The following is a 24,672-nucleotide window of genomic DNA, read 5'->3' as shown; positions in this document are numbered from 1 at the left end:
GATTTCTGATCAGGTAAGTCCTCTTGTCAATAGGTTTTGAGACGCGCTAACCCTGAAAATAGTTCCAGCTACTATTGTGCCTCTTGCTAAGATTTTAATTCCTGATTTTCTGTTAGCCCAGATTAGTGCAACGAATTTTAGACGACTTAAACAGTAGCAAGCACCGCAAATATAGCGTTTCCAAATCACATAAAGTACATCATAGCCGCCTCCTCGCTTGCCTACGTTATACACAAGTCTGAAATAGCTGATTAACCAAGGTTTTACCGCACCCTAACCCTCTCCGATGCATTGGGGAGGGAACTGGATTTCCTGTTTCCCACCAATCCATTGGGGGTAAATCCGACTTGTGTGTATACCCTTGCTCTTAGGGGGTTGGGGGTGAGGTTCTTGTACGTCACAAGGGCCGATAACCGCTATAAGAACGGTGGGTGTCTGACTCGCTCTTTTTTATAAGTATTGTTATAGTAGCATATAACACATTTAAGTAAATGCGATCGCATCTACTATCAACATGGGTAAAGAGTCACAAAATCGGTTAAAACACTTCAGTAAATCGCAAAGTTTTTTCAAAGGCGATTTAAAAATATATAATCTTGACAACTGTTGCGATTTGGAATGATGTGTTACTTGAGTTAAGGTAAACCCAAAAGCAAGTAATTTTTGCTTTGATTATTAATTAAAAACTTTACTTGAGTGCGTCACAAATAGTATATGTTGTAAACTACCAGGAAATCTAAGAAAATTATGACCGAACAAATCAAAAAATACGATCCAGCAAATTTTGATTTAGTTTCACGTATTTTAGAAGAAGAAATTCAAAATTCGCATAAATTTTTATCAAAAGAAGAACTTAAAGACTATATTGAAGATACTAAACAAGAATCATTATTATTTATAAATCCTCAATATATTACTAAAATATGGAATATTTATGAAGATACTAAAATAGTAGGTTTTACCTCAGTACGTGAAACTTCCACAGAAACGATAATAGTTTCTATTTATGTTTTATCGGCATATCAAAAAAAGGGTTACGGCAAAAAATTACTTAATAAAATACTCTCTGAATGCAAAGCACCATACAGTCTAGCAGTTTATGAACAAAACAGAGATGCTTATCGTTTTTATGAAAATTTTGGTTTTAAGGTAACAAAAAAAGGTCTGCAAAAAGGTCTACAAAAAAATCATAAATATTTAGAAATGACAATCAGTTAGACGACATTACTTATAATAAATTTTTTAAACATAAAAAATTCCTACCGTTCAGTGGCAGGGATTGAGGCTCTATTAAAATTGTTGACCGTCGTCAGTTTTCACTGGGTAAGTTTACTTGAACTGCGGGTAATAGGTCGTTATTTTCTTCAATCCTTAGCATTCTGATATCTCTTACTGCTACAGGAAACCATACTAATTGTTTAGCTAAATCTTGAACTGCTAGTACACAAGTAACAGCATTTACATTTTCATTTCCAAAGTAAACCCTACCTTGCTGTCTAGTAAAACCGTGTGAAGTCAGTACTTTTTTAATCTCACCATAAGCATTGTTATATGGGTCGCCATAGGACTGTCGTAGCAGTTCAATATCCATATCAAAAGCAATTGCATACACTCTGGTATTCCTATCTGGGAAATTGTTATTGCTTATTGTAGGGTATGAACTGACGTTTAATTTACTGTTCTTACCTACTAAATTACGTGTTGTTTTTGTGTACATATTTTTACTGTAAATACTGTTTGACTCAATTCTACCGGGATAATCCCATAAATGACAATTCCCCACAGCGATCGCTACAGGGAATCAAAGGGTTATGCGGTTTGTGGTGGTTAGGGTGGGCTAAGTCGCTAGTCTTGATTTCTCACAATTATTCATCTGTCAGGATTTGGTGCTAACCCAAAAGATGACTACCTGCCTGGAATATAATTCATGCCAGAATATTTGCGTACCGTGATAGTAACAATTCATCAATTCGTATCTATCTCAGAAACCTTATGGCTGAGAATCATCGGTAGAGGGAACGTTCAAAAGCAAGCAATTGATGAACTAGAAGCACTTACTCCTGATAATCCTTTCCGAAAAGCAGCGTTAGAATTGCTATACAACTTGCAACAAAACTTACAAGTCACTCCAAATCAAGACGAGGAAGATAGGGAATTACTTATGCCATTAGCACCACTTTACCAACAAGAAGACCGAGAACAGGCGATACAAGAAGGTGAACAACGGGGACTCGAAACAGGAATTGAGCAGGGAGAACGTTTAGTGGTGGAAAACTTGCTTAAAGTTCGCTTTGGTGAAATAGATAATGAGCTTCAAGCAATTATTGAACCTTTATTAGCGTTATCACCAGAAGAGTTTACGCCTTTACTATTGCAGTTATCCCGTGAAGAATTAATTAATCGGTTTTGCTAGTGTCAATCACATATCCTTTAATGATTAGAATAAAGCTGAAAGGAGAAGGGAAAAGAGTTTAACTTTTTCCCTTTTTGTTTTCTCCATTTTCTCCCTAACGTTACAATGTAAAATTGAAGACACTAATACAGTATTATAAAAATCAGCTTCTAAATTTTTTAATCAATGAAAACTTTATTTTAGAGGTTTGCATCACATGGATTTTCTGACAATTCTAGGATTAGCTGCTGCCACACTAACCACCACCGCCTTCTTACCACAGATGTTTAAAACGTGGCAAACAAAATCAGCAAAAGATGTTTCTTTAATAACGCTCATTACATTCATAACTGGTGTTTTTTTGTGGTTAATTTATGGAATATATATACAATCCTTACCAATTATTCTTGCTAATAGCGTGACATTGGTTTTTAACTTGATAATTCTATGGCTTAAAATTAAATATAGATAAACTTGCCCCTAACAAACACCTGTGACATCATCTGTATTTACCTCTGAACGCCTCCTTTTCACCCCCGCCACCCCAGATACAAACGCTATCCCGATAATCTTTGCCTTTCCCAATGAATATAGCGTAGGTATCACTAGCCTCGGCTATCAGGTAGTTTGGGCAACTTTGGCAATGCGTGATGATGTGCAGGTGAGTCGCCTGTTTACAGATACTCACGAACAACTCCCCAGAACCCCGGAAATTGTGGGATTTTCGATTTCCTGGGAACTGGATTATGTGAATATTTTAAATTTGCTAGAATCTTTAGAAATTCCGATTCTGGCAACTTCTCGCGATGATTCTCATCCGATAATTTTTGGTGGTGGCCCAGTTCTCACAGCTAATCCCGAACCTTTTGCAGCTTTTTTTGATGTAATTTTACTAGGAGATGGCGAAAACCTGTTAGGGAATTTTATTGAAGCGTACAAAGAAGTAAGAAATGCCTCAAGACAAACTCAACTAAAAAGACTTGCACAAGTCCCAGGAATTTATATTCCTAGTTTATATGAAGTCGAATATCACAGCATAGATGGTGCAGTCAAATCAATTAAACCAATTTCTCCAGAAATTCCCGCAGTGGTGCAAAAGCAGACTTATCGGGGAAATACTCTATCGGCATCGACTGTAGTCACCGAAAAAGCCGCATGGGAAAATATTTACATGGTGGAAGTGGTGAGAAGTTGTCCAGAAATGTGCCGCTTTTGTTTGGCGAGTTATCTCACACTGCCTTTTAGAACAGCGAGTCTTGAAGATTCATTGATTCCAGCGATCGCCAGAGGTTTAGAAGTCACAAATCGGCTAGGATTATTGGGGGCTTCTGTAACTCAGCATCCAGAATTTGAGACTTTGCTAGATTATATTAGTCAGCCAAAGTACGATGATGTTCGTCTCAGTATTGCCTCTGTGCGAACCAATACCGTAACAGTCCAGTTAGCAGAAACTTTGACGAAACGAGACACGCGATCGCTTACAATTGCTGTAGAAAGTGGTTCCGAGAAAATCCGGCAAATCATCAACAAAAAGCTGCATAACGACGAAATTATCCAAGCAGCGATAAATGCCAAAGCTGGCGGATTAAAAAGCTTAAAACTCTACGGAATGGCAGGAATTCCCGGTGAGGAACCAGAGGATTTAGAGCAAACCGTGGCGATGATGCGTAATATCAAAAAAGCTGCGCCGGGATTGCGTTTAACATATGGATGCAGCACCTTTGTACCCAAAGCACACACACCGTTTCAATGGTTTGGGGTGAATCGTCAAGCCGAAAAGCGGTTGCAGTTTTTGCAAAAACAGCTAAAACCACAGGGGATAGAGTTTCGCCCAGAAAGCTATAATTGGTCAATTATACAGGCTTTGTTATCGAGAGGCGATCGTAGACTCTGCCAACTCCTTCAACTTACTCGTGACTTTGGCGACTCCTTGGGTAGCTACAAACGTGCTTTCAAACAACTTAAAGGACAAATCCCCGATTTAGATTTCTACGTCCACGCCGAATGGTCAACGGAGCAAGTATTACCCTGGAGCCACTTGCAAGGGCCTCTGCCACAGTCTACACTACTAAAGCATTTGGCTGATGCTAAGAGTTATATCAATCCATCCCCAAAGGAATTACAGCCATTACTGGGAGGGACTCGATAATAGGGGAGTGGGGACACAGCAGTAGGTGAGGATAAGGGAGAAATACATAACCAATGCCCAATAATTCTCTACGAGAGGCTGCGCCAACCACACCGCTCAGTACAAGTGCCCAATGCCCCATGCCCCATCCCTAATACCATTGAATTCATAGCTGAAAACTTGATGCAAAACACAGCTGAGTATTACTGCGCCTATTGCGGCGAACCGAACTTAACTTTTATTGATTTGAGTGCTGGAGGACAGCAATCTTACATTGAAGATTGCCAAGTTTGCTGTAACCCAAATATTTTGTATATACGGGTTGATGAAGATACCCTAGATATCGAGATTGATACCGAATCCGAAAGTTGAATTTTTAGGTTTTTCTTTCCATGCTGCAATTTAAACATTCCTCAGTAATTAATGCCCCACCAGAAATAGTTTGGAAATTTCACGAAAGGCCAGATATTTTGCAACTGCTGAATCCACCTTGGCAGCCAGTCCAAGTGGTTCGTCGTGAGGGGGGGCTGAACGTGGGCGCTATCACAGAATTTCGTCTGTTTCTGGGCCCATTACCCTTAACTTGGTTAGCGCGTCATACTGAATGTGAAAAATATCGCCTGTTTACCGACGAACAGATATCTGGCCCTTTTGAATCTTGGGTACATCGACATGAATTTGAACCGGAAAATGGCAAAACTAAGCTGACTGATGCTATTTCCTTCTCTATGCCTGGCGGAGGAACAGTTGAATTTGTCAGTGGTTGGTTAGTGCAAGTGCAACTAGAAGCGATGTTTCGCTATCGTCACTATGTGACTAAACGGGAGTGCGAGTCATGATAGTTTCAGCGTCAGCTTGAGCGTTGCCAAAAAATCGATAAGTCGAGCGTAGGAGCCATACTATAAGTTTGAAAAAGATTTTTTGCTCTTTCTTAGTTTGGGCAAGAATACTCATAAAACCTTCTAACTTTCGTTAGATTTTTTTTGGCATCTGAAGTACTATTTTGCTAATTTGAAAGTAATTCCTGGGAATCTTGAAAATATCATACTTTAGACTTGTTTACACTTTAGTACTACAGACGGATAGATAGCTCTAATTTATTGGTTAGACATGATAAGAAACATAATTTCATACTTCAGGAAAATCAACAATGGGACTTTACCCAAATGATGCAATAGAAAACGCATACAATGGCAAAGATTGTAATGCTTTAGAGTTGGGGTTTACTCCTCAGTCCGAACTTGTCACTAATGTTTAGCTATGGTCGGTTTTGTTGCTTACCTAATTTGGGAGCTCAACGACTATAGCGTAATACGAGAATTACTCCACTTCATACCTTACTTTTCCCCCTAAATATGTTGTCACCCTTGCTGCCACCTTTGACTGTTTAGAAAGTAATATTATAAATACTAGTATCTATAATTACTATAGTAGTAAGTTTTATTGCTTATACACCAACCTTTAAACCGAAAAAATTTGTTGGTATTGGCTAGTATGTGTAATAATAGTTAAAGTATCTTAATATTTTTAAATATTTCCAAGTGTTGGCACTATCCAATGCGAGACACTGACCACTAAAAAAGTTTTCTGACTCGTGGTTAGCAATTTTTGTGGTGACTATATTTTAGGAATTTTCACCTGAATACTAGACGGAGTAAAAGCGTGATTCAATTAGAAAAACCACACAGTCATCAAACAAAAGTGACCCCAGTAGTGAAAAGTAAATCTCAGTTTAAGGGACTTTTCATTGCTATTGTTATTGTTAGCGCATGGGTCATTAGCCTGAGTTTATTACTTTCGCTTGACATCTCCAAGTTAAAATTTTGGATGTTATCGCCTGTTATACTATGGCAAACATTTTTATATACGGGATTATTTATTACATCTCATGATGCCATGCATGGGGTAGTGTTTCCCCAGAGCACCAAGATTAATCATCTTATTGGGACATTAACCCTATCATTTTATGGTCTTTTACCCTATAAAAAATTATTGAAAAAACATTGGCTGCATCATCACAATCCAGCAACTAAAATAGACCCAGATTTTCATAATGGGAAACACAAAAATTTATTTGCATGGTATTTTCATTTTATGAAGGGTTACTGGAGTTGGGGACAAATAATAGCCCTAACTATTATTTATAACTTTGCTAAATATATATTCCATATACCGACTGATAATTTAAATTACTTTTGGGTGATTCCTTCGCTTTTAAGTTCATTCCAATTATTTTATTTTGGTACTTTCCTCCCTCATAGCGAACCCATAGGAGGTTATATTCAGCCTCATTGTTCCCAAACGATTAGCCGTCCAATTTGGTGGTCATTTATCACATGCTATCATTTTGGCTACCACGAGGAACATCACGAATATCCTCATGTTACTTGGTGGCAGTTACCAGAAATTTACAAAGCAAAATAGTTGTTGTTTATCTAATATAATGGTAGCAAGTGTCACACGCTAATCTATATAGTTTGAGCAAGGCATTCTTTTAGATTATCCTGCTTATGCCAATTAATAATTATCGTCTTGTCACCTATAGCCCTGCTTATACAATCGTTCCCACTTACGAGTGCTTTAATCGCTGTAGTTATTGCAACTTTCGCAGTGAACCAGGTAAAAGTTCCTGGATGAGTCTTTCAGATGCAAACAGTATTTTAAAACCACTTCAAAGCGAAAAAGTTTGTGAAATACTCATACTCAGTGGTGAAGTGCATCCTTATTCGCCAAGGCGTCAGGCGTGGTTTGAGCGAATTTATGATTTGTGTGAATTCGCGCTTTCAATGGGGTTTTTACCGCACACTAATGCAGGTCCACTGAGTTTTGAGGAAATGCAAAAGCTCAAGCGTGTAAATGTTTCGATGGGGCTGATGTTGGAACAGTTGACACCAACATTGTTAAATAGTGTACATCGGCACGCACCGAGTAAATTACCAGAAGTTCGTTTACAACAATTGCAATGGGCGGGAGAGTTGCAGATTCCCTTTACAACTGGGTTGCTATTGGGAATTGGAGAAACTGTAAATGATTGGTGGGAAACTTTGGAAGCTATATCTGACTTGCATCAACGTTACTATCACATTCAAGAAGTTATCCTGCAACCTCATAGTCCAGGACATCAGCAAACCTTTGATGCACCACCTTTTGACCCCCATCAGTTACCAGAAGTCATTTTCAGAGCGCGTCAGATTTTACCGCCAGATATTACTATTCAAATTCCGCCCAATTTAGTTAAAGATGACCGATGGTTACTCGCTTGTATCGAAGCTGGTGCGCGAGATTTGGGCGGAATTGGGCCAAAAGATGAAGTGAATCCCGATTATCCTCATGTTCAGGAACAGGCACTAAGAGAAATTTTACAACCTGCGGGGTGGGAATTGGTAGCCCGTTTGCCAGTGTATCCGCAATTTGATGGCTGGTTGTCGGGGGAATTGCAAAAATTGGTGAATCGGTGGCGAAAAACTTTAACTCCGGCTTTTCTTGTGTAATAACAAAGAAGTAAAGATTTTTTCCTTCCCTGTTAGTGTCTTTGTTAATGAGTCTTTGATACTTGCCGACGAGTCTTTTTTACTCGTGAATCAGTCTTTGATACTTGCCGACGAGTCTTTGATACTCGTGAATGAGTCTTTGATACTCGCCGATGAGTCTTTGATACTCGTGAATGAGTCTTTGATACTCGCCGATAAGTCTTTAATACTCGTGAATGAGTCTTTGATACTCGTGAATGAGTCTTTGATGCCGATAAGTCTTTAATACTCGCCGATGAGTCTTTAATACTCGTGAATGAGTCTTTGAGCTTCATTAATGAGTCTTTGATAAGTAATCGGACAAAAATATTTACAGTCATTGCGAGCGAAGCGAAGCAAAGCAATCGCAAGGGCTGGGATTGCTTCATTCCGCTTCGCTGCATTCGCAATGACATTGTGTAATTACAGCAGATTGCAACTTGGTGAGGTACAGATCATCGTAGGGGCACAACATGTTGTGCCCCTACCCGTGTACTTCATTTACCTGCAATACGCTGTAATTCTGTTTAACTACTTACTAGTCAACGAGTATCAGAACTTCACTAATGAATTTTAGGGCTAGATATTTATTCATATAGTTGGAAGAGTGTACCGCCTGTTTTAATTAACCTGAATCAACAGCGAGAACGTTTTAGAGATAGCTTTAATATTTGTTTTGTTTTCTTTCTACCTCTATTTGCTATTAAATATTTTATTCAACGCGCCCCAGACTTCTTTGACTGGCGTTCGGGGTTGTTTGACTTTCCTATTGATGCAGAAACTCTCAAGCAGGAATCATCACGTATACTCCAGGATGGAGACTATGAAAAATATCTCACCCTAACACCAAAAGAAAGAACTCAAAAAATACTAGAAATTCAGGAATTGCTTGCAGAAAATTATCAAGTAACTAGTAGCCAAGCAGAATTACTGTTTGAACTGGGAAATTTGCATTATAGTGGACAAGATTATACAAAAGCGATCGCCTCCTACGACCAAGCACTGAAATTTAAACCAGATGACCACCAAGCTTGGTACAACCAGGGGATTGCGCTAGCTGATTTGGGACACACTGAAGAAGCGATCGCATCCTACGACCAAGCACTGAAAATTAAACCAGATGACCACGAAGCTTGGTACAACCAGGGGATTGCGCTAGCTGATTTGGGACGCACTGAAGAAGCGATCACATCCTTCGACCAAGCACTGAAATTTAAACCTGATAAACACTATGCTTGGGACTGGCGAGGCATTGCGCTAAGAAATTTAGGACGCTTTGAAGAAGCAATCGCATCTTACAACCAAGCAGTGAAAATTAAACCTGATGACCACTATGCTTGGTACAACCAGGGGATTGCGCTAGCTGATTTGGGACACACTGAAGAAGCGATCGCATCCTACGACCAAGCACTGAAATTTAAACCAGATTTACACCAAGCTTGGTACAATCGCGGCAATGCGCTAAGAAATTTAGGACGCACTGAAGAAGCGATCGCATCCTACGACCAAGCACTGAAATTTAAACCAGATAAAGACCAAGCTTGGTACAATCGCGGCATTGCGCTAAGAAATTTAGGACGCACTGAAGAAGCGATCGCATCCTACGACCAAGCACTGAAATTTAAACCAGATAAAGACCAAGCTTGGTACAATCGCGGCATTGCGCTAAGAAATTTAGGACGCACTGAAGAAGCGATCGCATCCTACGACCAAGCACTGAAATTTAAACCAGATAAAGACCAAGCTTGGTACAATCGCGGCATTGCGCTAAGAAATTTAGGACGCACTGAAGAAGCGATCGCATCCTACGACCAAGCACTGAAATTTAAACCAGATAAAGACCAAGCTTGGTACAATCGCGGCATTGCGCTAAGAAATTTAGGACGCACTGAAGAAGCGATCGCATCCTACGACCAAGCACTGAAATTTAAACCAGATAAAGACCAAGCTTGGTACAATCGCGGCATTGCGCTAAGAAATTTAGGACGCACTGAAGAAGCGATCGCATCCTACGACCAAGCACTGAAATTTAAACCAGATAAAGACCAAGCTTGGTACAATCGCGGCATTGCGCTAAGAAATTTAGGACGCACTGAAGAAGCGATCGCATCCTACGACCAAGCACTGAAAATTAAACCAGATGACCACAAAGCTTGGTACAACAAAGCTTGCTGTTATGCCGTTCAAGGTAATATTGAGCAGGCGCTGGAAAATCTACAACAAGCAATTAATCTAAGTCCTGATGAATGCCGTGAATGGGCAAAAACCAACTCAGATTTTGATAGTATCCGCGAAGATGAACGCTTTCAAGCCTTGATTCAATTACCACTATAAAAACTAAACTAATGTAGTGATTAATTTAGCGATCGCCTTCACACTCGCACTGAAAATATTAACTATGACGACTTCAATTCAAAGCGATCATCCTGATAAAATTATGTCACAACTTAAAATTGACTATCCAGAAACTTTACCAGATGCCTTGCAGCAAACGCGAGAACAGTTTGAACAAGAAGCAAAAATAGCGATGGCAGTTAAACTATTTGAAATGAAACGCATTTCTTCTGGTTTAGCTGCACAATTAGCAGGTATAGATAGGGTAACTTTTTTACTTAATTTACATCGTTATGGTGTAGCGATGATTGATTTAACAGAAGAGGAACTTATATCTGATTTAGCAAATGCTTGAAACTAATATATTTGAATCTTACTCCCCTTCCCTAGTAGGGAAGGGGTTGGGGGTTAGGTCTCTATTGAACTCAACTCAGAACCGCCATAGGCTCAAATCAATATCCCCGTGAACTAATTCATAACGCATCCCTCAAAGGAGAGAGATAGGAGCCTAAACCCTGTTGTAAAATAGACATATAAGGATTCGGGGGGCCATTTAACTGGTCAAAAACGCCTATAGAAACTATTTTTGGAAATCTCCAAGGTTTGAAGTCCAGCCAGCTGAAACAACTACAGCGGCTGTATCACCAGCGCATACCAGGCGATCGCATCACCACATCTGACTTTTCCCAGCGTCTGGCAGCAATTAGCACAGAAGTCAATCAGCCTGTGTGCGCCTACATTAATCGTCGCGGACAAGTGATTCGCGTCGGGGTAGGCACACCGCGTCAAACGCAAATTCCACCCCTGGAATTACCCCGTTACGGTGCAGAACGACTCAGTGGTATTCGTTGTATTGCCACCCATCTGAAGACAGAACCGCCCAATGAATCGGCGCTCACGGCTATGGCACTGCAACGCTTAGATGCTCTAGTTGTCCTAAATATTACCGGAACAGGATTTACACGGCGGGGAGGCGGTGCGACTGGGTATGTCAAAGAAGCTTATCTAGCTCATCTGACACCCCAAGAGTCTCGCACCCTGATTCCTAGTCCTGCTGCTGTCAAATTAGAGGAAAGCCAATTCGGCTTCGCTCACTCTAAACAAATCCAATCCCCAAGTTGGAATATATCGCCACCTCTGGACTTGGATGATCTGGCAGAACAAGATTTAGTAGACTTGGTGGAAAATCTGGAAGCGGAATTCCAGCGCGAATTTATCGCCCAGGAAGTAGATGCTGACCACGATCGGGTGCTGATTGTCGGGGTGATGACCAGTGAAATAACTCCCCTACAATTCCAAGACACCCTAGTGGAATTGGCGCGTTTAGTTGATACTGCTGGGGGAGACGTATTACAGACAATACAACAAAAGCGATCGCGCATTCATCCCCAAACCGTAGTTGGTGAAGGTAAGGTGCAAGAAATTGCCCTAACTGCCCAAACACTAGGAGTTAATCTCGTCGTCTTTGACCGCGACCTCTCACCCTCTCAAGTCCGCAACTTAGAAATGCAAATTGGTATCCGGGTGGTTGACCGTACCGAAGTTATTTTGGATATCTTTGCCCAACGCGCTCAGTCGCGTGCTGGGAAGTTGCAAGTAGAACTAGCACAGCTAGAATACATGCAGCCGCGACTGGCTGGCAGAGGTCGCACGATGTCCCGATTGGGTGGTGGTATTGGGACTCGTGGCCCTGGTGAAACCAAACTGGAAACTGAACGCCGTGCCATTGGGCAGCGCATTTCCCGACTGCAAAAAGAAGTGAACCAGTTGCAGGCACATCGTTCACGGCTACGACAGCGACGACAGCATCGGGAAGTTCCCTCGGTGGCTTTGGTTGGATATACCAACGCTGGCAAGTCCACTTTGCTGAATGCTCTGACGAATGCAGAAGTTTATACAGCCGACCAGTTATTTGCCACCCTCGATCCTACCACCCGCCGCCTGGTGATTCCTTATGGCGAAACAAATGAACATCAGGAAATTCTGATTACAGATACGGTAGGGTTTATACACGAACTGCCTGCATCTTTAATGGATGCCTTCCGCGCCACCTTAGAGGAAGTCACAGAAGCCGATGCCCTACTACATTTAGTAGATTTATCTCACCCAGCTTGGTTGCGTCATATTCGCTCAGTCAGAGAAATCTTGGCGCAAATGCCAATAACTCCTGGGCCGGCGCTGGTTATTTTTAACAAGATTGATCAAGCCGATAGTGAGACACTAGCTTTAGCTAGGGAAGAATTTCCCTTAGCGGTGTTTATTTCTGCGAGTCAGCGCTTGGGATTAGAAACCCTACGTCAGCGTCTTGCCCAGCTGATTGAATACGCCGTTGACTGTGGTTAAACCAATTCGCAATTCGCAATTACGTTTTGTGACGGGGATTTTAATTAGGCATCAAAACAGAAGTGCCTGTCTTGCTGGGGAATTAAACTGAACATACTTTGTTAAAACTTGAGTAGCGAATTCAGCGTCAGTATATTATATTAGTTTCCTAAATTTTTAACTTTGGGGAAGGCTAAATCGCCTTCCCCTCTTCATTTCATCCTGATATATCGTGGAATGTATGGAAAAACATCAACTTTTATCGTGAAGTGAATTACGAATTTTTTATACAAATTGATTGATTAATGAAAATTATTTAAAACCCACACTCCGTACTTAAAATATTAGTATAAAAGAAGACATTTTGTCAAAGTCCAAAATTATAATTTTGATACGTAAGTAACCTGATAGCTGTGAGTACAAAATGCTGCTTTGTTGATATGATTGAGTATCCGCTAACACACTTCTCTTACCGATACTCACAGCTTAGCTAAATCAATATGCCTCGGTTTCTCAGGTTAATCATCAATGTAGTAGTCTTGAGTGGATTATTACTCATATCCCAGCAAGTTTGGGCGCAAGATTGGCGTCCGGTTCGCGGTGGTATCCCTTTCGGTATCAGTGGTATAGCTTTGATAGAGCAGCAAAGCTATACGCTCGATTTTATGATTGTGCATGACAACAAACAAAAAAACCAAGGTCGTTTAGCAATCATCAGCATTAAGGGTAAGAACCAACCTGAATATTTCCCATTAAACTGGCCAAATAACATAGAATTGCCTATCGACTTAGAAGCCATAACATCTGTTCCAGAGAAAACAAAATCCTCTTTTATCGCTTTAAGCAGTTCTGGAAAAGCGTATTACATCAGGTTAGAGCCTGTCAACAAAACCATCTCGGTTCTCAAGGAATTTAATCTACCAGGAATTATTCAAGGAAATAATTTTGAAGCATTTGGATTACAAAATATAGACGGCAAATTAGTTGCTATTTGGGCACATCGAGGTGAAAGAAAACAACCAGCAACTATTTTTTGGGGAGTGTTGGACTTGGCTAAATATCAAATTACCCTCGCAGGTTCTGGCAATCTAAAAGTACCATTTCCATCAGGCAATGTTCGCCATATTTCAGATATTAAAGTAGACCCCGTAGGAATTGTGTACATCACCTCAGCAAGTGATGCCGGAGATGATGGCCCATTTCAGTCAGCTGTGTATGTCGCTGGTTACTTGGGATTGCATGGTAACAAAATTGTCTGGCGACAAAATACTCAATTTGTTCCCCTCTACCGCTCTAACTACCACAAAATTGAAGGTATAGAACTTGTTCCTGGTGCAGAAGGTGGTGTGGTTGTTGGTACAGATGACGAGAATTTGGGTTCTTATGTATACATTGTGGGTGGAAGTAGCTGAAGGAATGCTCGCCAACCTTTGACTGATTACACAATCCAGAAAGGTGATTTCGTTAATATCATTGTTGCAGACTATAACGGTGACGGCAAAGATGACTTCATTCGCCAAGAAAAAGGCGCATATGCTACTGACAATATCCTCACAGCGTAAGTATTATCTCTCGAATGGAAATGGCACGTTTACCAGTCAACTTTTGACTGATTACACAATCGACAATGGTGACTTCGTACATATCATTGCTTAACTGTTGCGATCTGCAATCATAAATGCTTCGACCTGCAAGCAGAGGTGGCAAGAGCAAGGACGATCTGTCCTGCGTCAGTTAGAGTAACCAGTGGGGCAGTTATCGCAAATTCAAAGCGCTACCTGCGGTGGTTACTGAGCCAAGTCGTATCCCTACGGGGAAGCAAGCTACGCGCAGCGTCTCGTAGAGAAGTGCGGACTACACCTACGCATTTCGATTTTAAGCTTAGAACGACTGGAAGTATTAGCCTTGGCGCTGCTAGATTTTTCATCAATAGCAGATATGACAGCTTGGTTAGAACACGAGGAAGCATCTTAGCTGGTTTATTTGCGATCGCCTAGCAACTTCCTTAAGCATCAATACACATACATTGAGTTTTTTGTCAATTTATTTATGGCGATCGCAGCATTTTTACAATTCATAATTGTGTTGAATAGGGGGATTTAAGCCGTTCGACTGAGCGCTCACGCCGAAGCACCGGGTACAAACCCTCTCTTACAAACTGACGCTCCTGCGTCGCTAAGGCTGCGCTAACAGAGCGCTTTTAATTATGAATTAGGTTGATGATAATCAGCGTGATAGTGGGATGCCTTAAACACTTGGGGTTTACGTCGATATATCGCAAACTGTTGAACCCAGTTTAATTTTTGTCTCAATTCCGTTAGTATCAGACTGAAGGTTTTATAGTAAACAAGTAAAAAATATCGGCTTTTTAAGATTTTTTATATTATGAAAAAGTGGCTCGTTTTTATTATAATTGTATTCTTATGTTTTTATTCAACTTATGTTGCTAATGCCTCTGATTACGCCTTAAAATCTTCAGATAATAGTTGTAATTTGCAATTTATGAAAAAAGGAGAAGGGTGTTTTCTTTACAAAGTGAAATCTGGTAATTTTTATATTCCTATTTACTACTATTTACCTGATACATTGCAGGAAAATACTAAAGTTTTATTTGCTATGCACGGTGAAAAACGCAACGCTCAAGATTATCGAAATGATTGGAGAAAGATTTATAAATACAACAGTGAGCAGCATACGAATTTTATTTTACTTGCTCCCCGGTTTGAACAAAAGCGGTTTCCAAAAGCTGTAGGGTATAATCTAGGCAATATGTTTACAAAAGATTTAAAGATTTTAAATCCTCGAAACCAATGGGCATTTACTGAAATTGAAAATATCTTTACTTTTGTCAAAATAACCACGAAAGTAAAGGCTAATACTTACTATCTATATGGTCACTCTGCGGGCGCACAGTTCGTACATCGAATGGTCATCTTTATGCCCCATGCACATATCCAAAAGGCTGTGGCTGCTGAGGCAGGTTCGTATACAATTCCCGATGAAAATAGGGAATATCCCTGTGGTCTGAAGAAACTAACTGGAGACCCACTATCATCTGTAGATTTGAAAAAAACATTTACTATACCAATGACAATAATTTTAGGTACAAAAGATAATAAAGTTTTACCTCCTGAACATGATTCTTATGCTTGTTATACAAAGCAAGGTTCTAATCGTTTAGCTCGTGGCGAATATTTCTACACTCATGTTAAAAGTATTGCTCATAATAGAAAAGAAGATTTTAATTGGACTCTCAAAGAAGTTACTGCTACTCACATTGTTGCAAAGACGAATCCTCCGATTGAAGATCCCATGTTAGTGTCATGTGCCGCTTTAGAGTTTTTTCCTAAATTGACCTTCGTTAATTGCAAATAGTTATTCAACTTATGTAGCAAATTTTTCATCTCCCTTTTTATCAACAATCGCAACTTGGTCTACGTTGACCATTATCTTATTGATAACGACCACTCATTGATTATATCAAGTCCGCATGATTATAGCGGTTCTCGAATGGAAATAATACACTTTAACCTCTCTCCTTTTAGGAGAGAGGCTTTGAATCTGACTCCCCTTCCCTACAAGGGAAGGGGCTGGGGGTTAGGTCTGTATTGCACTCAACTGAGAAGCGCTATACTTCTAATTTCTGAACCTCACTCCGCCTCAGAAACACCTCTCCTTACCAAGGAGAGGGGCAGGGGGTGAGGTTTTTTGATAAGCAATCAGCAGGACATGATATTACTCCTACACATTAAATCGGAACAACATTACATCCCCTTCCTGCACAACATACTCTTTCCCTTCACTGCGAACCAACCCTTTTTCCTTGGCAGCATTCATCGAACCAGTTGTTACCAAGTCTTTATAAGCGACAGTTTCCGCGCGAATAAATCCCCGCTCAAAATCACTGTGGATTACACCAGCAGCTTGAGGTGCAGACATTCCAGCATTAATTGTCCAAGCACGGGTTTCTTTGGGGCCGCAGGTGAAATATGTCCGCAAGCCTAGAAGCATGTAAGTTGCACGAATTAATGATTTTAAACCGCCTTCTTCCACACCTAAAGACGCAAGAAAATCAGCTTTATCTGACTCTGGTAATTCCACTAATTCCGCTTCAACTTGGGCAGAAACGATTACAACTTGAGCATTTTCTGTCGCTGCAATTTGCCGCACTGTTTCCACAAAATCATTACCAGTTGCTAACTCATCCTCAGATACATTAGCAGCGTAGATAATCGGTTTATAAGTGAGCAGTTCCAGTCCTTTAATTATTTCTGTTTCTTCTTCATTCAAGCTCACCTGACGCACCGATTTACCCTCATTTAAAGCCGCAGCTAATTTTTCCAAAACTGAGACTTCAAACTGTGCATCTTTGCTGGTACGAGCTTGTTTGCGAGTGCGGTCAATTCGCCGCTCAATTTGTGATAAATCTGATAAACCTAGTTCTATATTAATGATTTCAATATCTCGCGCTGGGTCAACAGAACCAGCAACATGGATAATATCGTCATTCTCAAAACAACGTACCACATGGACGATCGCATCAACTTCCCGGATGTGGGACAGGAATTGATTCCCTAGTCCCTCACCCTGACTTGCACCTTTAACTAAACCCGCAATATCGACAAATTCGACCCGCGCCGGGATAATTTGTGCTGAACTGGCAATCTTAGCAAGAACATTTAACCGTTCATCCGGTACTGCGACAACGCCGACATTCGGTTCAATCGTGCAAAAAGGGAAGTTAGCCGCTTCTGCTTTAGCATTAGCAACTACAGCATTAAATAAAGTAGATTTTCCGACGTTGGGAAGTCCGACAATTCCGGCTCTTAGCATTTTGGATTTTAGATTTGAGATTTTGGATTACATTACCAAGTTAATCTAAACAGGTTCCGGTATGGTTTGGGGAATCGGCCCTGGAACTGTCTGAGGAATGGGAGCAGGTACCGGTTCTGGTACAGGTTGAGGAATCGCTGGCCCCGGTACAGGTTCAGGACTAGGTAAGGGGTTCGGCCCAGGATTGGGAATTTGTGGTTCTGGTATAGAAATCGCAGTGGGATTAATCATCGTAAGTCTAAATTAAATTATTCAACGTTCCCACGGTAGATGACAACCTCATCTGTTGACATCTCCCTAAATAGCTATACTCACGAACACATCCTTTAATAATTTACCGCTCTTCTCATTCTCTGCGTCCCTCTGCGCTTCCCTCCGCGCTCCTACCCTGCGGGAAGGCGTTCGCGTAGCGTCTCGTAGAGAAGCACCTATGCGTTTAAATTTCACCCCTCAATTTGCCACCATTTGCACAAAACTACTGCTCTTTTACCTTTTCTACCACCTCTGGCACTGGATCGTAACCACCTGGATGAAACGGATGACAGCGCAAAATCCGCCGAGTTGCCATCCAGCTACCACGCAACACTCCAAATCGTTCAATGGCTTGAATGGCATACATCGAACAAGTTGGTTGAAAGCGACAAGTCGGGAGAAACAACGGCGAGATAAACATTCGGTAGCCCCGAATCAGCCAAATCAATAATAATTTCATTACAGTTACCCAAATCTTATAAATTAGTAACAGAGGTAAAAATTTTCATTTTGTTGCATCTTTGTTAATTACATTTTCTGACTTCACCTCAATTCCGGTTTTATGGCTGCAAATTGCGTTGGCTGCAATCTGGGTGTTACTCATCCTCGTGATTGCGTGGGTGGTAAACCGCTTCGCCGACAAGCCAGAAATCGTGCGGAAGATAGTTCATATTGGCACTGGTAATGTAATTTTAATCGCTTGGTGGCTTGATATTCCCGCCAGTGTAGGGATTACAGCTTCAATTTTAGCGAGTGCAATCACCTTATTATCCTATCGATTACCCATTCTTCCTGGTATTAATAGCGTTGGACGCCAAAGTTTAGGGACATTTTTTTACTCTGTCAGTTTTGGTATTTTAGTTGCCTGGTTTTGGTACTTGCAACAACCCCAGTACGCAGCACTAGGAATTTTGGTAATGACTTGGGGAGATGGATTAGCAGCCTTGATTGGGCAACGCTTTGGTAAACATAAGTATAAAGTTTTTGGGACAGAAAAAAGTTGGGAAGGCTCCCTAACTATGATGTTTGTTAGCTATCTCGTCTGTAGTTTGATTTTAGTTGGAACTCAAGGAAACAGTTGGCAAACTTGGGCGATATCGCTGATAGTGGCAGTTATAGCTACTGCTTTAGAAGCTGTTTCATTTTTGGGTATTGACAATTTAACAGTTCCTTTGGGCAGTGCAGCCCTTGCTTTCTTCTTAAGTCAGTTAGTTTTGAGTTAGTAATTGCCTTGAGTACTATTCCTCATTGAGCAAATAAGAGATAGCGCCAAAAATTTATCGTTAGGAATAAGAATTAAATAACATATAATTTATGTCCTTGGCTTACCTCACCCTCAATCCCTCTCCGATATATTGGAGAGGGTAGCTAGATACAAGATGAAGTTTTGCATTTTATTTAATTCACGTTCCTTAGTTAATAAATATAGCGCTTCTGAGTTGAGTCCAATACGGGTAAGCAATTTCGTAGTAAAGACTTTAGTCCTTACTACAAACTCTTCATTACTAACTTGACAAAGTACTAGGTACGAAACTGATTTACTGGTTTAGCAGTCCGTTCGCCATTTAAAGATGCGTCTTAGTTTGACTGACTTGTGCTAACTTTCATCTTTATAAATCTCGCTACGATGTCCTATTTTAATTACAGTTACTATCAAAACATCGTCATCTAATTCATAAATAACTCGATAATCTCCTACTCGAACACGATATGAATTATCATCACATTGCAATTTTTTAACACCGTTTGGACGTGGTTCTATTGCCAATTCGTTAATTTTAGTTTGTATACGCTCTTGTACGTCTAGAGGTAGTTTCCTAAACTGCCTTTTTGCACCCTTTGAAAATTTAACTTCGTAACTCACGCAACATCCTTGTTTATTTTGTTTGTTATTTCGTTTTGAATTTCATCCCAAGACTCAGTGCCATTAATGCGTATATCTTCCCTAGCTTCTTTAATGGCTTTTAAGTCTTCTTCGTCGTCTACATCATCGATTCTTTTTAAGAGTGCGTGAATTTCATCTAAAGTACTGTCATAAGCTTGATGTAGCAGTACGTTGATATCTTTAATTAACTGTTCTCTTTCGTGTGCTGGTTTCATTTTTAATCATCCGAGCGTGGTTTGACTTTTTCTGCCACCGTCTCTAGTTTCGCCTAGACGTAGAGAAATAAACATAAAAAAATCCCCAGGCTTAGGATGCTGGGGACTAGGTGCGTTAAGGTCGTAAACTGATTTACTGGTTTAGCAGCCCGATCGCCATTTCAAGGTGTATCTTAGCTCTATGCAAGTTAAGCAGGCTCTCTTGGTCGTATCGGTCAGGGTAGGGCATAGCCTTGCCCTCCATTGTTAGCTTAATCAGCGCCGCTTGCTCATCAGTGGGTGAGTTCATCTCATCTACCACCCCTTCAAGAAATTGAGTAATGCTAAAGCCTGGGGACTTTAGCCCTCTTCCTTGTCTTAGTTGCGCGAGTGCTATCTGTGGGAATGCCATCAAGGTAACAATCCAACTAGTCTTATACCCTCCATTCCCAGTAGGCTTCAATCCGTAACGCCTACACAAGTCCCTTAACTCAGCAGTGGTTTTGATTTCGAGTTCTGACCTTGTGAACATAAAATAGAATTACCCATTTGTAAAAGTGGTATCGGTGAGTTACAAGTTTTCCAGGCAAGTACTCACCGATTAATAACTCTATTCCGTTGTTAACATCGACTTCAAGCTATATTTACGTTTCTACATAAATGGCTAAAGCTAAGGGGAAACCTGAAAATTTTGGAAACCAACCAAGCAAGGAATTAAGCGAACAATTAAACTTCCGTGTCACTAAGGAAATGAAGGAAGAGGTAAAGGCTAAGGATGACCCTCCTGAATTTTGTCGCCAAGCTATCCAAAAAGCACTAGATGAAGATAGGGAGAAGTAGTTAAAAGTTTTTGGACTAATACTTCACGCCTAATGTGAATTAAAAGCTTTAATTTTGTAGGGTGCGTTATGGACGCTAGTCCTAACGCACCGAAGATATCGGACTATATTTTAGATTTAGAAAGGAAATTGGACGATATCTTTGAACTTAACAATACTTATCATTATGTCAAAATTTTCTTCTATGAGCAAAAAATGATGCTTATAAATCGATTATTTAAAGGACTAGCTGTTGTATTGACAGTAATGGGAGGCATAGTAATTATTTGGTTATTAGTTAACTTGGTACAGTCGCAGCTAATAATATCGTCCTCTCCAGGCAGTTCTTTAGCAAGGCGTATTTTATTCGGTTTACAGGCTGCAAAAATTGAAATAAATCTCAGACTTGTGTTCATTGCTAGCGCAGTTGAGATTGCCTTATTCTGGCTACTAGTAGTTCTTGATGTTGTCTCTCGACATCGTGGTTTAATAGCTACTTTAGTCCTCTTTATTTTCGTTGGAATTGTCGTCTTTATTGTTTATAGTCAGTATTCAAGTGTTTTTTTGAGATGATTGACAAAATTTACTCTATTCTAACCCCTCACAGATGATTACCGCGATCGCTCCAAAATCCAATCGAGTAAAATCGGATTGACTAACTCCGGCGCTTCATCCTGCGGACAATGCCCCACTCCCTCTAAAGCAATAAACTTTTCTACTTGCGGAAAGTTAGCTAATTCTCTACCTAACTTGATTGGTTCCCACGGATCAGCCGTTCCCCACAAGATAATCGCCGGACAGGCTAACAGTGGTAAAAGTTCTTCTGGTAGTGGCCCTGTGGAATAAGAAGTAAAGGCAAGGAAAACAGCTCCAGCCCCCGGATCACTTGCTGGTGAAGTGAGAATATCTACCAACTCATCTGTCACCATCTCAGCATTCGCATAGGCTTGCAGCAGAATCTTCCGCACTGTTTTCGGTTTGGCGAGTTGATTGAAAAAGAAATCACCAACTGGTTTAATAGACAACAGGCGTTGCAGTAGAGGCGCTCCGAAACGACGACTCCAAGGTAAAGTTACCCGTTTGCGATCGTGCAACAGCCGTAAAGAACAGTTGAGCAAAGCAACTCCCAAGGCAATATCTGGGTTGTTTACTGCTGCTTGCATGGCTACAATGCAGCCAATAGAATTTCCAACTAAAAAAGCTGGCTCACCTACAACTTCGCGGCAAAAATCTGCCACTTGTTGTCCCCAGGTTTCTAGTGTATAGGCAATTTTTTCACCCGGTTGAGGTTTAGCCGAAGCGCCAAAACCAATCAAATCGATCGCATAAACACGGCAATTTTCCGCTAATACGGGAATATTTTTCTGCCAATGCCACCAAGAAGCGCCAAATCCATGCACGAGGACAACAGCTGGCCCAGTGGTTCCTTGGGTTTGATAGCAGATTGGGAAATCTTGCCAAATCCAGGTTTTTGTAGAGTTAAGTGTTGTTTTGGAACTTAAGGTTGTCATAAGAAATTTGATCAAAACAAGGGTAAAAGCCTTTCAGCAGCAAGACGCAAGTAAAATTGTTGGGAATTTGTCTAAAATTTATCAGATTTTTAAAGTAAATCCTTTGCTTTAGTGATAGCTTAGACGTACACCACGAAAGCTTTTAGGCTGATAACACTAGCATCAAGCTAATAGTTTTATCCAGTATAGATTTTCATCTTGTTCAAAGAGGTAATTTACTCACAACTTAGATTATGTCAGTATTAGGAATCATAAATTTTGTAATATGAGTAATGTTTTTGCTGTTTTTAGATGTGAGGGAATTAGCATTAGGGCTAGATTCAGTAGTTTCACAATTTACGACAGCCAATGCGAGTCTATAAGATTGTCGAATATGAGGCATCGGCTAAGGGGTGGTTTGCAACTGGAAACTGACGCTGAATTTAACAATATTTTTCTTGTTCCTAGTTCTGCGAGCCAGAAAACATGAATCTATTAGAAACAATTGATACTCCTGTTGGAAGTTACGCACCAGATTTTGAACTGCCAGGAATTGATGATCAAGTACACCATCTCAGGCGTTATCTTGAAAAGTTCCGAGCAGTCGGTGTCATTTCCATGTGTAACCACTGTCCTTATGTAGACTGGTATCTAGGCAGATTAAAAAACATTCAAGCCGAATTTGCCCCAGAAGGCTTTACACTAATTGGCGTCAATGGTAGTAATAGTGATCGCAACACTAGGTCAAGCTTGGAAAATATGAAAGCTTTTGCCCTCGGTCATGACTTAAATTTCCCTTACCTGTGGGACTCGACCCAAGATGTGACCCGCAGTTTTGGTGCTACAAAAACACCAATGGCCTTTCTCATAGACACTAATGGTATAGTACGCTACAAAGGTCAAATTGACGATCATCCCCAAGACCCATCATCGGTGGGAGAGGATTATTTGAGAACTGCGATCGCTTCTCTGCTTCAAGGTCAAAAAATAGATATACCACAAACAGAACCAATAGGTACTACATTGATTTGGCGTAACTAGACATAGATAGTCCCTCTAACTGCTATCTTAAATTGGAGGCAATTGCAACTTTTTTGATAAAGCGGAACTTCATGGGAACGAATTACCGACGGGTTTTACTCAAACTGAGCGGTGAAGCCTTAATGGGCAACATGGGCTATGGCATTGATCCAGAAGTGGTCAAAGGAATAGCACAAGAATTAGCAGAGGTGATCGCCACTGGAGTTCAAATGGCCATCGTTGTTGGTGGTGGCAATATTTTTCGTGGTGTCAAAGCGGCGTCGGCGGGGATGGACAGGGCAACCGCTGACTACATAGGGATGATTGCCACGGTAATGAACGCGATGACGCTGCAAGATTCGCTGGAACGTATAGGGGTACAGACGCGGGTGCAAACTGCGATCGCTATGCAAGAATTAGCAGAACCGTATATCCGTCGTCGCGCCATCCGTCATCTTGAAAAAGGACGGGTGGTAATTTTTGGTGCTGGTTCTGGAAATCCCTTTTTTACTACAGATACTACTGCGGCATTAAGAGCCGCAGAAATTGATGCCGAGGTGATTTTTAAAGCCACCAAAGTAGATGGAGTATATGATGCTGATCCTCATATTTTTCCTGATGCCAAGCGTTACAATAGCCTCACCTACGCACACGTTTTAACCAAAGATTTGCGGGTGATGGATAGTACTGCGATCGCATTGTGTAAAGAAAATAATATCCCAATTCTGGTATTTGATCTAACGGTGCGAGGTAACATCCACCGAGCAGTCTTGGGAGAATCCATCGGCACCCTTGTGGGAGGTTCTTGTGAAATTAGCTGAAGCTGAAAGTACGATGCAAAAGACCGTTGAGGCAACTCAACGAGCTTTTAACACGATTCGCACTGGTCGCGCCAATGCGAGTCTATTAGATAAGGTATCGGTGGACTATTACGGTTCGCCTACATCGTTGAAATCACTGGCAAACATTAGCACGCCGGATGCCACGACGATCTTAATTCAACCTTACGATCGCAGCAGTTTAAATATAGTCGAAAAAGCGATTTCTCTATCTGATGTCGGTTTAACCCCCAGTAATGACGGTTCCGTGATTCGGCTGAATATTCCGCCCTTAACGAGCGATCGCCGTAAAGAATTCGTCAAAATGGCATCCAAGTATGCTGAAGAGGGTCGTGTTGCTATTCGCAACATCCGCCGCGATGCCATAGACTTCATTCGCAAACAGGAAAAAAATGCCGAAATTCCTGAAGATGAAGCACGGGATCAGCAAGACAAACTGCAAAAACTGACAAACAAATACAGTGGCAGAATAGACGAATTGCTGGCAGAAAAAGAAAAAGACATCACGACTGTTTAAAGTCTAAAGTCTGAAGTATAAAGGCTGAAGGATGATCGAGAAATTCTTCAGCCTTTATCATTTCTTAAGTATCTAAAAAAAATTGATCAAGTAAGTGGGCGTGAATAATTAAAGTAGGGGCAATTCATGAATTGCCCCT

At 40.8% G+C, this 24,672-nt stretch carries 29 protein-coding genes and 1 pseudogene; 22 read left to right on the top strand and 8 right to left on the bottom strand.

What is annotated here, in order from left to right:
- The first annotated feature begins 747 nt into the window (after positions 1-747).
- Positions 748-1,218 (top strand): GNAT family N-acetyltransferase, encoded by a 471-nt coding sequence (locus tag PUQ00_RS15690; RefSeq protein ID WP_300418207.1) that lies wholly within the window; start codon positions 748-750, stop codon positions 1,216-1,218.
- A gap of 91 nt (positions 1,219-1,309) precedes the next feature.
- Here the strand turns inward: PUQ00_RS15690 and PUQ00_RS15685 are convergent, their stop codons facing one another.
- Positions 1,310-1,612: a virulence protein gene (locus PUQ00_RS15685; protein WP_300418204.1), complete on the bottom strand. Its 303-nt coding sequence runs from the start codon at positions 1,610-1,612 to the stop codon at positions 1,310-1,312.
- 315 nt (positions 1,613-1,927) lie between these two features.
- Here PUQ00_RS15685 and PUQ00_RS15680 point away from each other — a divergent pair, with 315 nt between their 5' ends.
- The 15 genes and pseudogenes from PUQ00_RS15680 to PUQ00_RS15610 all read left to right on the top strand — a co-directional run bounded on the left by PUQ00_RS15680 (position 1,928) and on the right by PUQ00_RS15610 (position 16,060).
- Positions 1,928-2,413 carry a hypothetical protein gene (locus PUQ00_RS15680; RefSeq protein ID WP_300418201.1) on the top strand — a complete coding sequence of 162 codons (486 nt, stop codon included), beginning with the start codon at positions 1,928-1,930 and terminating at the stop codon, positions 2,411-2,413.
- A gap of 196 nt (positions 2,414-2,609) precedes the next feature.
- Complete coding sequence (locus PUQ00_RS15675) at positions 2,610-2,864, top strand: SemiSWEET transporter (protein WP_300418199.1); 255 nt, start codon at positions 2,610-2,612, stop codon at positions 2,862-2,864.
- 21 nt (positions 2,865-2,885) lie between these two features.
- Entirely contained in the window at positions 2,886-4,541 is a 1,656-nt protein-coding gene (locus PUQ00_RS15670) for a radical SAM protein (RefSeq protein ID WP_300418196.1), read from the top strand.
- 162 nt (positions 4,542-4,703) lie between these two features.
- Positions 4,704-4,892 (top strand): CPXCG motif-containing cysteine-rich protein, encoded by a 189-nt coding sequence (locus PUQ00_RS15665; protein ID WP_300418224.1) that lies wholly within the window; start codon positions 4,704-4,706, stop codon positions 4,890-4,892.
- Between the two features lie 20 nt (positions 4,893-4,912).
- Positions 4,913-5,359: an SRPBCC family protein gene (locus tag PUQ00_RS15660; protein WP_300418193.1), complete on the top strand. Its 447-nt coding sequence runs from the start codon at positions 4,913-4,915 to the stop codon at positions 5,357-5,359.
- Between the two features lie 311 nt (positions 5,360-5,670).
- Positions 5,671-5,873 (top strand): annotated as a pseudogene (locus PUQ00_RS15655) (high light inducible protein).
- Between the two features lie 309 nt (positions 5,874-6,182).
- Positions 6,183-6,944 carry a beta-carotene ketolase CrtW gene (gene crtW, locus PUQ00_RS15650; RefSeq protein WP_300418190.1) on the top strand — a complete coding sequence of 254 codons (762 nt, stop codon included), beginning with the start codon at positions 6,183-6,185 and terminating at the stop codon, positions 6,942-6,944.
- Between the two features lie 86 nt (positions 6,945-7,030).
- Positions 7,031-8,011 (top strand): 7,8-didemethyl-8-hydroxy-5-deazariboflavin synthase subunit CofG, encoded by a 981-nt coding sequence (cofG, locus tag PUQ00_RS15645; protein WP_300418188.1) that lies wholly within the window; start codon positions 7,031-7,033, stop codon positions 8,009-8,011.
- 771 nt (positions 8,012-8,782) lie between these two features.
- Positions 8,783-10,363 (top strand): tetratricopeptide repeat protein, encoded by a 1,581-nt coding sequence (locus PUQ00_RS15640; protein ID WP_300418186.1) that lies wholly within the window; start codon positions 8,783-8,785, stop codon positions 10,361-10,363.
- A gap of 100 nt (positions 10,364-10,463) precedes the next feature.
- Entirely contained in the window at positions 10,464-10,718 is a 255-nt protein-coding gene (locus PUQ00_RS15635; RefSeq protein WP_300418221.1) for a UPF0175 family protein, read from the top strand.
- A 218-nt stretch (positions 10,719-10,936) separates the two neighbouring features.
- Complete coding sequence (gene hflX / locus PUQ00_RS15630; protein ID WP_300418218.1) at positions 10,937-12,706, top strand: GTPase HflX; 1,770 nt, start codon at positions 10,937-10,939, stop codon at positions 12,704-12,706.
- Between the two features lie 479 nt (positions 12,707-13,185).
- Positions 13,186-14,097, top strand: a complete 912-nt coding sequence (locus PUQ00_RS15625) for a hypothetical protein (protein WP_300418183.1) — start codon at positions 13,186-13,188, stop codon at positions 14,095-14,097.
- An 18-nt stretch (positions 14,098-14,115) separates the two neighbouring features.
- Positions 14,116-14,247, top strand: a complete 132-nt coding sequence (locus PUQ00_RS15620) for a hypothetical protein (RefSeq protein WP_300418180.1) — start codon at positions 14,116-14,118, stop codon at positions 14,245-14,247.
- A gap of 304 nt (positions 14,248-14,551) precedes the next feature.
- Positions 14,552-14,659 (top strand): DUF4351 domain-containing protein, encoded by a 108-nt coding sequence (locus PUQ00_RS15615; RefSeq protein WP_334739324.1) that lies wholly within the window; start codon positions 14,552-14,554, stop codon positions 14,657-14,659.
- Between the two features lie 411 nt (positions 14,660-15,070).
- Positions 15,071-16,060 carry a hypothetical protein gene (locus PUQ00_RS15610; RefSeq protein WP_300418177.1) on the top strand — a complete coding sequence of 330 codons (990 nt, stop codon included), beginning with the start codon at positions 15,071-15,073 and terminating at the stop codon, positions 16,058-16,060.
- A 366-nt stretch (positions 16,061-16,426) separates the two neighbouring features.
- Here PUQ00_RS15610 and ychF read toward each other — a convergent pair whose 3' ends face one another.
- From ychF to yidD, 3 genes are all read right to left on the bottom strand, one after another.
- Entirely contained in the window at positions 16,427-17,518 is a 1,092-nt protein-coding gene (gene ychF, locus PUQ00_RS15605) for a redox-regulated ATPase YchF (RefSeq protein ID WP_300418174.1), read from the bottom strand.
- A 45-nt stretch (positions 17,519-17,563) separates the two neighbouring features.
- Positions 17,564-17,749 (bottom strand): hypothetical protein, encoded by a 186-nt coding sequence (locus PUQ00_RS15600; RefSeq protein ID WP_300418171.1) that lies wholly within the window; start codon positions 17,747-17,749, stop codon positions 17,564-17,566.
- 244 nt (positions 17,750-17,993) lie between these two features.
- Positions 17,994-18,230 carry a membrane protein insertion efficiency factor YidD gene (gene yidD, locus PUQ00_RS15595; protein ID WP_300418168.1) on the bottom strand — a complete coding sequence of 79 codons (237 nt, stop codon included), beginning with the start codon at positions 18,228-18,230 and terminating at the stop codon, positions 17,994-17,996.
- Between the two features lie 61 nt (positions 18,231-18,291).
- Between yidD and PUQ00_RS15590 the strand changes: the two genes are divergently transcribed.
- Positions 18,292-18,993 carry an SEC59/DGK1/VTE5 family protein gene (locus tag PUQ00_RS15590; protein WP_300418165.1) on the top strand — a complete coding sequence of 234 codons (702 nt, stop codon included), beginning with the start codon at positions 18,292-18,294 and terminating at the stop codon, positions 18,991-18,993.
- A gap of 374 nt (positions 18,994-19,367) precedes the next feature.
- On the opposite strand, the gene PUQ00_RS15585 is transcribed toward PUQ00_RS15590, so the two are convergent.
- The 3 genes from PUQ00_RS15585 to PUQ00_RS15575 form a co-directional block, all read right to left on the bottom strand.
- Entirely contained in the window at positions 19,368-19,634 is a 267-nt protein-coding gene (locus tag PUQ00_RS15585) for a type II toxin-antitoxin system RelE/ParE family toxin (RefSeq protein ID WP_300418162.1), read from the bottom strand.
- Positions 19,631-19,870, bottom strand: a complete 240-nt coding sequence (locus PUQ00_RS15580; RefSeq protein ID WP_300418159.1) for a hypothetical protein — start codon at positions 19,868-19,870, stop codon at positions 19,631-19,633. The genes PUQ00_RS15585 and PUQ00_RS15580 overlap by 4 nt, the downstream gene beginning before the upstream one ends.
- Positions 19,871-20,003: 133 nt before the next feature.
- The gene (locus PUQ00_RS15575) at positions 20,004-20,381 is read right to left on the bottom strand and encodes a hypothetical protein (protein ID WP_300418156.1); all 378 of its coding nucleotides are present in this window, start codon (positions 20,379-20,381) and stop codon (positions 20,004-20,006) included.
- Between the two features lie 128 nt (positions 20,382-20,509).
- Between PUQ00_RS15575 and PUQ00_RS15570 the strand changes: the two genes are divergently transcribed.
- Complete coding sequence (locus PUQ00_RS15570) at positions 20,510-20,689, top strand: hypothetical protein (protein WP_300418153.1); 180 nt, start codon at positions 20,510-20,512, stop codon at positions 20,687-20,689.
- Between the two features lie 68 nt (positions 20,690-20,757).
- Positions 20,758-21,240 carry a hypothetical protein gene (locus tag PUQ00_RS15565; protein ID WP_300418151.1) on the top strand — a complete coding sequence of 161 codons (483 nt, stop codon included), beginning with the start codon at positions 20,758-20,760 and terminating at the stop codon, positions 21,238-21,240.
- A 38-nt stretch (positions 21,241-21,278) separates the two neighbouring features.
- On the opposite strand, the gene PUQ00_RS15560 is transcribed toward PUQ00_RS15565, so the two are convergent.
- Positions 21,279-22,178, bottom strand: a complete 900-nt coding sequence (locus PUQ00_RS15560) for an alpha/beta fold hydrolase (protein ID WP_300418148.1) — start codon at positions 22,176-22,178, stop codon at positions 21,279-21,281.
- A 465-nt stretch (positions 22,179-22,643) separates the two neighbouring features.
- Between PUQ00_RS15560 and PUQ00_RS15555 the strand changes: the two genes are divergently transcribed.
- From PUQ00_RS15555 to frr, 3 genes are all read left to right on the top strand, one after another.
- The gene (locus tag PUQ00_RS15555) at positions 22,644-23,198 is read left to right on the top strand and encodes a thioredoxin family protein (RefSeq protein WP_300418146.1); all 555 of its coding nucleotides are present in this window, start codon (positions 22,644-22,646) and stop codon (positions 23,196-23,198) included.
- Positions 23,199-23,269: 71 nt separating this feature from the next.
- A complete protein-coding gene (gene pyrH / locus PUQ00_RS15550) occupies positions 23,270-23,998 on the top strand; it encodes a UMP kinase (protein WP_300418143.1) in 729 nt (242 codons plus the stop codon).
- On the top strand, positions 23,985-24,533 hold the full coding sequence (frr, locus tag PUQ00_RS15545) for a ribosome recycling factor (protein ID WP_300418140.1): 549 nt from the start codon (positions 23,985-23,987) through the stop codon (positions 24,531-24,533). Before pyrH ends, frr begins: the two co-directional genes overlap by 14 nt.
- Positions 24,534-24,672 lie beyond the last annotated feature (139 nt).

The organism is Nostoc sp. S13, from assembly GCF_029379315.1.
In the GTDB taxonomy this organism is placed as follows: Bacteria; Cyanobacteriota; Cyanobacteriia; order Cyanobacteriales; family Nostocaceae; genus Nostoc.
Note: the sequence above shows the minus strand (reverse complement) of the source record. Positions and strands in the feature narration are given on the sequence as shown.